Below are 11,986 nucleotides of genomic sequence, written 5' to 3'. Positions count from 1 at the left end.
CAGGTTAAAACCACGTTAATAAAAACAAAGGGTTTCCCAGCCGCGACCCTATCAACCGGTCTTTGCGCGCGTCAACACGGCAACATAGAACCCGTCTGTGCCCTGCTGCACCTGCCAGCTCTGCTCCGCCGTCAGGGACCACTCAGGCTGCTCCCGGATAAAGCGTTCAACTTGCAGCGTATTCTCCGCTTGAAGCATGGAGCACGTTGCATAGGCCAGCGTGCCGCCAGGGGCCGTGAGACCCGCCGCTTTGTGTAAAATTTCCGATTGGGTTTGCAGCAGGGCCTGCAAGGCCTCTGGCGTCAGCCGCCATTTACCCTCGGGCGCCCGCCGCCATGATCCGGAGCCGGAACAGGGCACGTCGCAGAGGACGAGATCAAAGGGGGCTGTGCGGTCAACATCCGTGGCGGAGAGAAGCGTCACCCGGGTGCCTGCCCGCGCGGCGCGCTCCGGCAGGTCCTTCATCCGCTTGGGATCGGCGTCATGGGCGTGCAGGCGGATCCGGGCGCGGGCCGCCATGGCAAGGCTCTTGCCGCCGCCGCCGGCGCAATAGTCGAGAACGGACATGCCATCCTGCAGCGGCAGCTGCTCAACCACCGCCTGGCTGGCCGCGTCCTGCAGCTCTACCAGACCGTCCGCGTAGGCCTTGGCATTGCGCAGCTTGCGGGCGCCTTCGGTGATCTCCAACGCAGTTGAAGCCGCGGGGTGCGGCTGGGTGGATATCCCCTCGGCAGCCAGAACGTCTTGAGCTTGCTCCATTGTGCCTCGGCTCGTGTTCACCCGCAGATGCACCGGAGCACGGCTGCGAAGGGCCTTCGCGGCAGTTTCGGCGTTCCGCCCGAGACTGGCACTGAATTCAGGCCACAGCCAATCGGGAATATCCAGCGCCTCAGCCCCTTCAGGCGGCGGTGGCAGTTGGCGTTCAGCCTCGCTCAGGGGCGCGGGGGCGTGGCCCTGCCCTGTGAAGACCTCATCCGGGTCCTGTCCGGCCTCGCGCAAGGCGCCAAGGATCAGCCCCCGCCCGCTGCGTGCACCGCCCAAGGCCGCGTGCGAGCGCAGGCAGCGTACGGCAGTGAACACATGGTCGCGCACCGCCGCACGGTCCTTGGAGCCGGCAAAGCGGCTGCGCCGGCCCCAGGAGGTCAGCGCCTTTTCCGCCGGCTCCCCCGCCAGCACCTGGTCGAGGATTTCAATGGCCGCCTGCAGGCGGGCGGCGGGGGTCATGCCCCTGCCCCAATTTCACACGCGGCCGTCATCAGTTTATCCCACCCGGTAGTTCGGCGCTTCGCGGGTGATCTGCACGTCGTGCACGTGGCTTTCCTTGAGCCCGGCGCCGGTGATGCGGACAAAGTTGCAGTTCTTGCGCATCTCATCAACGGTGGCACAGCCGGTGTAGCCCATTGCCGCACGCAGACCGCCCACCAGCTGGTGGATCACCGCGTTTGCGCCGCCTTTGTAGGGCACCTGGCCTTCAATGCCTTCCGGCACCAGCTTGTCGCTGGCCGCATCCTTCTGGAAGTAGCGGTCAGCGGAGCCGCGCGCCATCGCACCCATTGAGCCCATGCCGCGGTAGGATTTGTAGGAGCGGCCCTGGTACAGGATCACCTCGCCCGGGGACTCGTCAGTGCCCGCAATCATCGAACCGACCATCGCGCAGGATGCGCCGGCTGCGATCGCCTTGGCGAAGTCGCCGGAGAACTTGATGCCGCCATCCGCGATCACCGGAGTGTCGCCAGCGGCGCTTGCGCAATCCATGATCGCGGTCAGCTGGGGCACGCCAACGCCCGCCACCATGCGGGTGGTGCAGATCGAGCCCGGGCCGATGCCGACCTTAACCGCATCCGCGCCTGCGTCGATCAGCGCCCGGGTCGCTTCACCGGTGGCCACGTTGCCGGCAATCACCTGAACCTTGCTCGACAGCGCCTTGACCCGCTTCACGGCGTCGATCACGCCCGCGGAATGACCATGCGCCGTGTCAACCACGACGATATCAACACCCGCGTCGATCAGTGCCTCGGAGCGTTCGAAGCCGCTGTCGCCGACGGAGCTGGCGGCCGCCACACGCAGGCGGCCTAGCTCGTCCTTGCACGCGGTGGGGTTCAGAACCGCCTGTTCGGTGTCCTTTAGGGTCAAAAGGCCAGTCAGCTTGCCGTTCTTATCGGTAACCAGCAGCTTTTCGATCCGGCGCGCCTTCATCAGCGACTTGGCCTCTTCCAGATCGGCGGGCTCCTGCAGCATCGCCAGGTTGTCGGAGGTCATCATGACCGAGACCGGCGTGCTGTCATCGGAAGCAAAGCGCATATCGCGGTTTGTGACGATGCCGACGACGCGGCCGGAGCCGTCCACCACCGGGAAGCCGGTCACCCGGTAACGCTCCTGCAGCGCCTTGGCATCGGCCAGAGTCTGCTCGGCGGTCAGGGTGATGGGGTTGTAGACGATGCCGGAGACAAAGCGTTTCACCCGGCGCACTTCGCGGGCCTGCTCTTCGACGTTCAGGTTCTTGTGGATCACACCCATGCCGCCGGCCTGTGCCATCGCAATCGCCATCCGGGACTCAGTCACCGTGTCCATCGCCGAGCTGAGCAGCGGGATATTCAGCGACACCGACCGGGTAACCCGGGTGCGGGTGTCGGCGGTGTTCGGAAGCACGCTGGACGCGCCCGGCACCAAAAGAACATCATCAAAGGTGAGAGCCTCACGAATCTGCATTTGTCATCCCCATGCATAACCCCGTTTGGCGGTGACCCTATGGCACAGAACCGGCCGGGGGAAAAGAGGCAGAGGGCAAGAATTCCTGCGGTGCAGAAAACCCGGCATTTCCTGACTTGCATCAAGGACCTGTTTCACAGGAACGTTAGCACTGTGCTGCATCGAACCGCGAACAGGACTGCTCATGCCCGGACCACTGGAAAACATCACCATCCTTGACCTCACCCATGTGCTGGCCGGTCCCTATTGCTCCATGATCCTGTCCGACCTGGGCGCCAGGGTCATCAAGGTGGAGCGCCCCGGCGGCGGCGACGACACCCGCGCCTTCCCGCCGTTCAAGGACGGCGAAAGCGCCTATTTCGCCACCATCAACCACGGCAAGGAAAGCATCGCGCTGGATCTGAAGGCACCAAGGGACCGCGCCATTTTCGACCGGCTGCTGGCGCAAGCCGATGTGCTGCTGGAAAACTTCCGCCCTGGGGTGATGCAGCGGCTGGGCTACGGCTGGGACGCGCTGCACGCGAAGTATCCGCGGCTGATCTACGGTGCTGTCTCCGGCTTCGGCCACAGCGGGCCGGATGCCCTGAAACCGGCCTATGACATGGTGGTCCAGGCCCGCGGCGGGGTGATGTCGATCACCGGAGAAAAGAACCGCGAGCCGGTGCGGGTCGGCGCCTCGATCGGCGACATCGTGGCGGGCATGTTCCTGGGCCACGGCATCCTGGCGGCACTTCTGGACGTGCAGAAAACCGGCGAAGGCAAATTCGTTGATGTCGCCATGCTCGACAGCCAGCTGGCGCTGCTGGAGCACGCCATCGCCATCACCTCGGTGACCGGCGAAGCGCCGCAGCCCTCCGGCGCGCGCCACCCGTCGATCACCCCGTTTGAAACCTTTCACGCATCGGACGGGCTGTTTGTGATCGCCGCGGGCAACGACGCGCTGTTCGCCCGCCTCTGCGACGTTCTGGAGCTGCCGTTGGCCTCTGACCCGCGCTTTGCCACCAATCCCGCCCGCTGCGACAACGCCCGGCTTTTGAAGCGGCTGATTGAGGCCGTGACCCTTGACGGGACAAAGGCGCATTGGATTTCGCTGCTGACGGAGGCCGGTATTCCCACCGGACCGATCCAGACCGTCGATCAAGTGCTCAAGGATCCGCAGATCCTCGCCCGCAATATGGTCGTGGATGTGCTGGGAGATGATGGCCGCCCTGAATATTTGTCAGCTGGCAATCCGATCAAGATGACCGGCCTGCCGGACCCCGCAACCCGCCCCCCTGCCCCTCAGCTCGACGGCAGCCGGGCGCAGATTCTGGCGTGGCTGGAGGAGGTTGAAGGGCAGCAGCCCACCTGACGGCAAGACGCTCGAAATCCGCATTCCAAAGTCATCAATTTACAAAAATGCCGCCGGCAGACGGGAAAATGCCGCCCATTGCCTTTCGCTTGCCGCAAAAGCCCATATGCTCCGCCTAAATTGCGGAATGAGAAGGCCACAGGCATGACTGACGAACCCCTCGTTGTGTTTACCCCCTCCGGCAAGCGCGGGCGTTTCCCCGCGGGCACGCCGATCCTCACCGCCGCCCGGCAGCTGGGGGTCGATCTCGACTCGGTCTGCGGCGGCCGCGGGATCTGTTCCAAGTGCCAGATCACGCCCTCCTACGGAGAATTCCCCAAGCACGGCGTAACTGTTCAGGAAGGCGCGCTCAGCGAGTGGAACAAGGTCGAGCAGCGCTACAAGGACAAGCGCGGCCTGATCGACGGCCGCCGCCTGGGCTGCCAGGCCACCGTGCAGGGCGACGTCGTGATCGACGTTCCGCCGGAAAGCCAGGTCCACCGCCAGGTGGTCCGCAAGCGCGCCGAAGCCCGCGACATCACCATGAACCCATCTACCCGGCTCTATTATGTCGAGGTGGAAGAGCCCGACATGCATAAGCCTACCGGCGATATGGAGCGCCTGATTGAGGCGCTGGACAGCCAGTGGGGCCTGAAAGGTGTCAAAACCGACCTGCATATCCTGAGCGTTCTGCAGCCAGCCCTGCGCAAGGGCAACTGGAAGGTAACCGTCGCCGTGCATCTGGGCGATGCCAACCATCCGCCCAAGATCATGCACATCTGGCCCGGCTTCTACGAAGGCTCAGTCTACGGGCTGGCGGTTGATCTAGGCTCCACCACCATCGCTGCGCATCTTTGCGATCTGAAAACCGGTGAAGTGGTCGCCTCCTCCGGCATCATGAACCCGCAGATCCGCTTTGGCGAAGACCTGATGAGCCGCGTCTCCTATTCGATGATGAACAAGGGCGGCGACCAGGAAATGACCCGCGCGGTGCGCGAAGGCATGAACGCGCTGTTCACCCAGATCGCGGCTGAAGCGGAGATCGACAAAGCGCTGATCGTGGATGCGGTCTTTGTCTGCAACCCGGTGATGCACCACCTTTTCCTGGGCATCGACCCATTCGAGCTGGGCCAGGCACCGTTTGCGCTGGCAACCTCCAATTCGCTGGCACTGCGCGCGGTTGAGCTGGATTTGAACATCCACCCGGCTGCCCGCGTCTATCTGCTGCCCTGTATTGCCGGCCATGTCGGCGCCGATGCCGCCGCGGTGGCGCTGTCGGAAGCCCCGGACAAATCCGAGGATCTGGTTCTGGTCGTCGACGTGGGCACCAATGCCGAGATCCTGCTTGGCAATAAGGAAAAGGTCCTCGCCTGCTCCTCCCCCACCGGCCCCGCGTTCGAGGGCGCGCAAATCTCCAGCGGCCAGCGTGCCGCCCCCGGCGCCATCGAACGGGTCGAGATCAACCCCAAGACCAAGGAGCCCCGTTTCCGCGTCATCGGCTCCGAGATCTGGTCCGACGAGCCGGGATTTGCCGAATCCATTGCCACCACCGGCATCACCGGCATCTGCGGTTCCGGCATTATCGAGGCCATCGCCGAAATGCGCCTGGCCGGGGTGCTGGACGCTTCCGGCCTGATCGGCTCGGCTGAGCAGACCGGGTCGGCCCGTTGCATCCAGGACGGCCGAACCAACGCCTATATGCTGTGGGACGGCTCTGCCGAGGGCGGCCCGACCATCACCGTCACCAACCCGGACATCCGCGCCATTCAAATGGCCAAGGCGGCGCTGTATTCCGGCGCGCGTTTGCTGATGGATAAGTTCGGTGTCGACAAGGTGGACCGCGTGGTGCTCGCCGGTGCCTTCGGCGCGCATATCTCGGCCAAACACGCGATGGTGCTGGGGATGATCCCTGATTGCCAGCTGGACAAGGTCACCTCGGCTGGCAACGCCGCAGGCACCGGCGCCCGCATCGCGCTGCTGAACACCGAAGCGCGCGGCGAGATCGAGGAAACCGTTCGCAACATCGAAAAGATCGAAACCGCCGTGGAGCCCCGCTTCCAGGAGCACTTCGTGAACGCCTCGGCGATCCCGAACTCGGCCGAACCCTTTCCGATCCTGGAAACCGTGGTAACCCTGCCGCAGGTGAACTTCAACACCGGCGGCGGCGACAGCGAAGGGTCCGGAGGCCGCCGGCGCCGCCGCCGCGGCTGAAGACCAGAAGGCAGAAAATACCGCTGCAGCGCCCTTGACCTCCTTGGCGCTGCAGCATAATCCTGCTGTTCACAGGCGGGTATGATGTAATGGTAGCCTGTCAGCTTCCCAAGCTGAACGCGCGGGTTCGATTCCCGCTACCCGCTCCAGTTTCCGACGACACTTCAAAATGTTACCGCCATGCAGCCGGGCACGCCCGGTGCGTATCCGCCGGCAGCAAGCCTGCCGCGCGGCACAGGCCGAAGTGTGCTAAACTCGGACCATCTGCCTGCAAGGTGCGGGCGGCTTGGTTGAGAGGGTATCAGTATGACACGTCATTGTTTGACCGCAGCACTGCTTTGCGCGTTCAGCGCAGGAGCCGCACTGGCCGGCACGACCTGGGACCAAACGGGCAAAGGAACCGGAATCTCCACCAGTTCCGTAAACCAGATTGCCGAAGGCCACATGGTGATGCAGATCAGCAGTTCCTATGAAAATGTTGAAATGGATGAGGCTGAGCATCCGATGAATGGCGCCGCGGGCCCCTGTTTCGGGGCGGTTGAGGTCGCCTCTGGCCAGGTTGAGGGCGGCGGCATCTGCGCCTTTACCGACAGTGCCGGCGAAAAGGTCGTGCTGCACTGGGACGCCGAAGGCATGGACGACTCCGGCGCGCTGACCGGTAGCTGGACCCTGGGCGGAGGCAGCGGCCCGTGGGCTGATGCGCAGGGCGGCGGCACGTTTTCGTCCCTGACCGACCCCGAGACCGGCAAATTCGTGAACACCATCACCAGCAGCGTGACCATGCCCTAAGGCGGCGCGCGGTCCGGACCTGGCTGAGACCCTCGGGCAGAGCTCCGGCCCGGCGCCCCAGTGGCGGTCCGTCCGCTGAACTATTGCGCCTCTTGAACGAACGTGAGGAGCGCCCGGGTTGATCCGTCCGTCCCGTCAGCAGACCCCTCGCCACGCAATAGCGGAAGCAGGGAATTGGCCAGCTCCTTGCCCAGTTCAACACCCCATTGGTCAAAGGAGTTGATGCCGAGGATCACGCCTTCGACAAACACCCGGTGCTCATAAAGCGCGATGATCTGGCCCAGCACATGAGGCGTCAGCTGCGGGTAGACCAGCGTCGTGGAGGGCCGGTTGCCCGGGAACACCCGGTGGCGCGCCTGCCGGTCCAGTTCTGCGCCCTCATAGCCGGCGGCCTTCATCAGCGCGCAGGCCTCTTCCAGGCTGCGCCCGCGCATCAGCGCCTCGGACTGCGCCAGACAATTCACCACCAGCAACTGGTGGTGCTGGTCGAGCTCCGGCTCATGCCCCTTGGCTGCGACAAGAAACTCAGCAGGCACAACCGTGGTTCCCTGATGCAGCAGCTGGTAAAAAGCGTGCTGGCCGTTGGTTCCGGGCTCCCCCCAGACAACCGGGCCGGAGTTGTAGGGCAACGGCGTGCCGTCCATGGCCACGGATTTTCCGTTGGATTCCATCTCCAGTTGCTGCAGGTACGCCGGCAGGCGCCGCAGGCGCTGATCATAGGGCAGCACGGCGCGGGTCGGATAGCCGCAAACCTGATTGTGCCAGATCCCGGTCAGCGCCAGCATCACCGGCATGTTTTGCTCCCAGGGGGCCGCGCGGAAGTGATCGTCCATCGACTTGCCGCCTGCCAGGAAAGCCCGGAAATGCTCCGGCCCGACGGCCAGCATCAGGCTCAGCCCGATCGGCCCCCAGACCGAGTAGCGGCCGCCGACCCAATCCTCGAAACCGAACACATGCTCAGGCGGGATGCCAAAAGCTGCTGTTTCCTCCTCGGACGTCGACAGCGCGAGAAACTGGCGCGCCGGAGTGCCGCCGCCGGCCTCTACCCAGCGCCGGGCCGTGGCGGCATTGGTCATGGTTTCGACGGTGGTAAATGTCTTGGAGGCAACGATCACCAAAGTTGTTTTTGGATCAAGCCGCTGCAGGATGTCATTGATGTGCGCGCCGTCCACGTTGGACACGAAATGGCAGCGCGGGCCGTCATGGTACGGCGCCAGCGCCAGCGTCGCCATCACCGGCCCCAGATCGGAGCCGCCAATGCCGATATTAACCACATCGGTGAAGGTGCCGCCCGGCCCGGCCAGAGCACCCGAGCGCACCCGGCGCGCCAGATCCTCCATCCGCTCCAGTGTTTGCCGCAAAGGCGCCCGCACGTCCTCTCCATCGACCAGCAATTCCGGCCCGTCCGGGTCGCGCAAAGCAGTATGCAGCACCGCGCGCTGTTCCGTTTCGTTGATCTGCCCGCCGTCGAACATGGCCGCACGCCGCCCGGCCACGTCCCGATCCTCGCAAAGGGCAGTCAGGCCTTCCCGCACCTCCGCAGTGATCCGGGTTTTGGAATAATCGAACAACAGCGTTTCGAACCGCACGCTGAAACTGCTGGCGCGCTGCGGGTCCTCCTCAAAAAGTTCAGTTATATCTCCGCCGCATTTCTCTGCATGCAGCGTCTTCAAACCTTCAAACATACTTAGTTTTCCTGAAAATCAAGGTGCCCAATGGACGGAGGCCTCGGACAATACGGCCTGGACCGGCGCATCTTCCGGCGGCAAGGACATCGCTTGTTCGAGCGCCCGCCGTTTGGCATCGCCGAATATCACCAAATGTTTTGCAATCGCACCGTCCAGCACCCGTGCGGTCAGACTAACCCGGGGCTCCGGCTGGCTGTCCGGACGCATGACCGTGAGCGCAGGCGCATCCGGCTCCAAAGCCGCTTCAATACCCGCAGTGCCGGGGAACAGAGACGCAGTGTGCATGTCCTCGCCCATGCCCAGCAGCAGAACCGACAGCGGCAGCTCCGGCACCACCCGGCTCTCGAGTTCCGCCAGAACATCCTCAGGCTCGCGTTCCGGCACATGGAACGGCAGGAATTGCGCCGCAGACGCCCGGTTTTGCAGGAGCCGCGCCCGGATCATCGCAGCGTTGGACCGCGCGCTGTCCACGGGCACCCAGCGTTCGTCTGTCGCCATCACATGCACCCGGTCCCATTCGATGTCCGCAGCGCACAGATCGTCAAAGATGAGGCCCGGCGTGGACCCGCCAGCGACCGCAAAGGATACTGTATCGTGATGCAGAAGATGGGTTTTCAGATCCCCGGCGATTTCGTTCGCAACTTCAATCGCCAGCATGTCCTGGTCAGGGTACTCGTTGAATTTCATGGGTTTATCCCCCTCCATTCACGCCCATCGCGGCGCATCAGCAAATCGGCATCCCCGGGACCGGTACTGCCGCTTTCATAAGGTTTAGGCACATCGCCCCGGGACTTCCAGCCCGCAATCACCGGATCTGTCCAGGCCCAGGCCGCCTCCACTTCGTCCCCCCTCATAAACAACGTCTGGTTGCCGCGCACAACATCCATAATCAGCCGCTCGTAGGCATCCGGCGGATCGCCGCCCTCCGGCCCCAGCGCCTCGGCAAAGCTCATGTCCAAGGGCACGTCGATAAGCCGCATGCCGCCCTGCCCCGGCTCCTTGATGGTCACGCTGAGCGTGATCCCCTCATTCGGCTGCAAGCGGATCTTCAGGTGATTGGCATGGCGGCCCGCCTCGGCCCCGAAGATCGAATGCGGCGCGTCCTTGAACATCACGTTGATGACCGAAGAGCGGTTCACCAGCCGCTTGCCGGTGCGAAGGTAGAACGGCGTGCCCGCCCACCGCCAGTTGCTGATATGCGCCTTCAGCGCCACATAGCTCTCAGTCGTGCTGCGCGGGTTGCCGACCAGACCGCGGTAGGACGGATGCGGCGCCTCCGGGTCCAGCCGCGCCTGATACTGGCCGCGCACGATGTGATGCGGCTCCACCGGGTCCAGCGCGCGTATCACCTTCAGCTTCTCGTCGCGCACCGCGTCCGGATCGAATTTCGCGGGCGGCTCCATCGCGATCAGGCACAGAAGCTGCATCAGGTGGTTCTGCATCATGTCGCGCATGGCACCAGCGCGCTCATAGTATTCCTCGCGCCCCTCGACGCCAACGGTTTCGGCCACGGTGATCTGGATGTGATCGACATACTGGCTGTTCCAAAGCGGCTCGAACAGCATGTTGCCAAAGCGGACCGCCATCAGGTTCTGCACCGTTTCCTTGCCCAGGTAATGGTCAATCCGGTAGATCTGGCTTTCGTCAAAATGACTGGCGAGCGTCCGGTTCAACTCCCTTGCAGAGGCCAGATCGCGGCCAAAGGGTTTTTCCACCACGATCCGGGTCTGCGGCGTGGCAAGACCGTATCGGTGCAGGCGCTCCGCCAGCGGTCCGAACAGCGCCGGGCCGACAGAGAAATAGAACATGCTGATCCGCTGATCCGCTGCCCCTTCCAGCTCTTGCCCAAGCTGCTGCCAGCCCGACTCGCCCAAGGCATCCAGCGAAACGTAGCTGACCCGCTCCAGGAACGCCTCAAGCGCGCCTCCGCCACAAGCCTTGGGGCCTGCGTGCTCGCGGATCGATTCCGCAACAACAGTACGGTAGTCCGCGCTGCTCATGGCCGTGCGCGCGGCGCCGATGATCCGCTCACCGCCCGGCAGCTGGCCGGCGCAATGGCGGCGGAACAGCGCGGGCAGGATCTTGCGCTGCGCCAGATCGCCCGTGCCGCCGAAAATAACCAGGTCAAACGGGTCGACCGGTATCACACGCGAAACCATTATTGTTCTTCCTGTCTAAGCCGGTGCAAGCGCGGCACACCGCCGCTCACATCCCTGTCATGTGCCTGCCCGGCTGCTTTCATTTCCTGCCTAGTATAAGGTAGCTTCCGGCGAAAGAAACGCCTCAGAGGACATCTGCATGAAAGACCTGCAAAAACCCGTCGCGAACCTAGGCAAGTTTCAAGACGCTTACGTGACGGCAGACGGTCAGGAACGCGCCTCTGTTCCGCTCAGCGACCCGCAGACCCTTTGGTTCAACACCGGTACTCTGTGCAATATCGAATGCAGCAACTGCTATATCCTGAGCTCCCCTACCAACGATGCGCTGGTCTATCTGACCGAGGCTGAGGTGCAGAGCTATCTGGATCAGATCGCAGCACGCGGCTGGCCAATCCGCGAAATCGGCTTCACTGGCGGCGAGCCTTTCATGAACCCCGGGATGATCGCAATGACCCGCGCCGCGCTGGAGCGAGGGTTCGAGGTTCTGATCCTCACCAACGCCATGCGCCCGATGATGCGCAAACCGGTGAAGGCCGGGCTTCTGGACTTGCGCGAACGGTTTGGAGACAAGCTGACCCTGCGGATATCCGTCGATCACCACAGTGCGGCGCTGCACGACGAGGAGCGCGGCGCAGGCAGCTTTGCCAGGACCATCGAAGGCATGGAATGGCTGCGCGACAATGGTTTCCGGATGGCCGTGGCCGGCCGCACGGTCTGGGGGGAGAGCGAATCCGAAGCCCGCACCGGTTATGCCGCGCTGTTTGCCTCGCATGGCTTTGCAATCGACGCGCAGGATCCAGGCCAGACAGTGCTGTTTCCGGAAATGGATGAACGTGTGGAAGTTCCCGAAATCACAACCGCGTGCTGGGGCATTCTCAACAAAAGCCCGCAAGATGTCATGTGCGCGTCATCACGGATGGTGGTCAAACGCAAAGGCGCAGAGACACCCGCCGTTCTCGCCTGCACCCTGCTGCCCTACGCGCCGGAGTTCGAACTGGGGGCAACCTTGGCCGAGGCCGAACAGGCAGTGCAGTTGAACCACCCCCACTGCGCCAAGTTCTGCGTCCTTGGGGGGGCCAGCTGCTCCGCCTGACTGGCCG

Annotated in this window: 9 protein-coding genes and 1 tRNA gene; 5 read left to right on the top strand and 5 right to left on the bottom strand. The window is 63.7% G+C overall.

What is annotated here, in order from left to right; all coding sequences use genetic code 11:
* Positions 1–51: 51 nt before the first annotated feature.
* Complete coding sequence (locus AC4HIX_RS00120; protein ID WP_490397384.1) at positions 52–1,224, bottom strand: RsmB/NOP family class I SAM-dependent RNA methyltransferase; 1,173 nt, start codon at positions 1,222–1,224, stop codon at positions 52–54.
* 36 nt (positions 1,225–1,260) lie between these two features.
* Complete coding sequence (guaB, locus tag AC4HIX_RS00115) at positions 1,261–2,709, bottom strand: IMP dehydrogenase (protein WP_475052211.1); 1,449 nt, start codon at positions 2,707–2,709, stop codon at positions 1,261–1,263.
* A gap of 184 nt (positions 2,710–2,893) precedes the next feature.
* Here guaB and AC4HIX_RS00110 point away from each other — a divergent pair, with 184 nt between their 5' ends.
* The 4 genes from AC4HIX_RS00110 to AC4HIX_RS00095 all read left to right on the top strand — a co-directional run bounded on the left by AC4HIX_RS00110 (position 2,894) and on the right by AC4HIX_RS00095 (position 7,039).
* Positions 2,894–4,060, top strand: a complete 1,167-nt coding sequence (locus AC4HIX_RS00110; protein WP_490397383.1) for a CaiB/BaiF CoA transferase family protein — start codon at positions 2,894–2,896, stop codon at positions 4,058–4,060.
* A gap of 144 nt (positions 4,061–4,204) precedes the next feature.
* Complete coding sequence (locus AC4HIX_RS00105) at positions 4,205–6,250, top strand: ASKHA domain-containing protein (RefSeq protein ID WP_490397382.1); 2,046 nt, start codon at positions 4,205–4,207, stop codon at positions 6,248–6,250.
* Positions 6,251–6,325: 75 nt separating this feature from the next.
* Positions 6,326–6,399, top strand: a tRNA-Gly gene (locus tag AC4HIX_RS00100).
* A 157-nt stretch (positions 6,400–6,556) separates the two neighbouring features.
* Positions 6,557–7,039, top strand: a complete 483-nt coding sequence (locus AC4HIX_RS00095; protein WP_490397381.1) for a hypothetical protein — start codon at positions 6,557–6,559, stop codon at positions 7,037–7,039.
* A gap of 80 nt (positions 7,040–7,119) precedes the next feature.
* Here the strand turns inward: AC4HIX_RS00095 and pgi are convergent, their stop codons facing one another.
* Genes pgi through zwf form a run of 3 tightly spaced genes read right to left on the bottom strand, consistent with a single transcriptional unit; the run spans position 7,120 to position 10,886 of the window.
* On the bottom strand, positions 7,120–8,724 hold the full coding sequence (gene pgi / locus AC4HIX_RS00090; protein ID WP_490397380.1) for a glucose-6-phosphate isomerase: 1,605 nt from the start codon (positions 8,722–8,724) through the stop codon (positions 7,120–7,122).
* Between the two features lie 18 nt (positions 8,725–8,742).
* Positions 8,743–9,414 carry a 6-phosphogluconolactonase gene (pgl, locus tag AC4HIX_RS00085; protein WP_490397379.1) on the bottom strand — a complete coding sequence of 224 codons (672 nt, stop codon included), beginning with the start codon at positions 9,412–9,414 and terminating at the stop codon, positions 8,743–8,745.
* On the bottom strand, positions 9,411–10,886 hold the full coding sequence (zwf, locus tag AC4HIX_RS00080) for a glucose-6-phosphate dehydrogenase (protein ID WP_490397378.1): 1,476 nt from the start codon (positions 10,884–10,886) through the stop codon (positions 9,411–9,413). The genes pgl and zwf overlap by 4 nt, the downstream gene beginning before the upstream one ends.
* 139 nt (positions 10,887–11,025) lie before the next feature.
* Here zwf and AC4HIX_RS00075 point away from each other — a divergent pair, with 139 nt between their 5' ends.
* Positions 11,026–11,979, top strand: coding sequence for a radical SAM protein (locus AC4HIX_RS00075; protein WP_490397377.1), 954 nt, complete (start codon positions 11,026–11,028; stop codon positions 11,977–11,979).
* The last annotated feature ends 7 nt before the right edge of the window (positions 11,980–11,986 follow it).

It is taken from the genome of Leisingera sp., from assembly GCF_982940295.1.
Note: the sequence above shows the minus strand (reverse complement) of the source record. Positions and strands in the feature narration are given on the sequence as shown.

What these genes read in the sequence shown, in the direction of transcription:
- AC4HIX_RS00120 (WP_490397384.1), bottom strand. Translation starts at nt 1,224, where the DNA reads ATGACCCCCGCCGCCCGCCTGCAGGCGGCCATTGAAATCCTCGACCAG.
- guaB (WP_475052211.1), bottom strand. Translation starts at nt 2,709, where the DNA reads ATGCAGATTCGTGAGGCTCTCACCTTTGATGATGTTCTTTTGGTGCCG.
- AC4HIX_RS00110 (WP_490397383.1), top strand. Translation starts at nt 2,894, where the DNA reads ATGCCCGGACCACTGGAAAACATCACCATCCTTGACCTCACCCATGTG.
- AC4HIX_RS00105 (WP_490397382.1), top strand. Translation starts at nt 4,205, where the DNA reads ATGACTGACGAACCCCTCGTTGTGTTTACCCCCTCCGGCAAGCGCGGG.
- AC4HIX_RS00095 (WP_490397381.1), top strand. Translation starts at nt 6,557, where the DNA reads ATGACACGTCATTGTTTGACCGCAGCACTGCTTTGCGCGTTCAGCGCA.
- pgi (WP_490397380.1), bottom strand. Translation starts at nt 8,724, where the DNA reads ATGTTTGAAGGTTTGAAGACGCTGCATGCAGAGAAATGCGGCGGAGAT.
- pgl (WP_490397379.1), bottom strand. Translation starts at nt 9,414, where the DNA reads ATGAAATTCAACGAGTACCCTGACCAGGACATGCTGGCGATTGAAGTT.
- zwf (WP_490397378.1), bottom strand. Translation starts at nt 10,886, where the DNA reads ATGGTTTCGCGTGTGATACCGGTCGACCCGTTTGACCTGGTTATTTTC.
- AC4HIX_RS00075 (WP_490397377.1), top strand. Translation starts at nt 11,026, where the DNA reads ATGAAAGACCTGCAAAAACCCGTCGCGAACCTAGGCAAGTTTCAAGAC.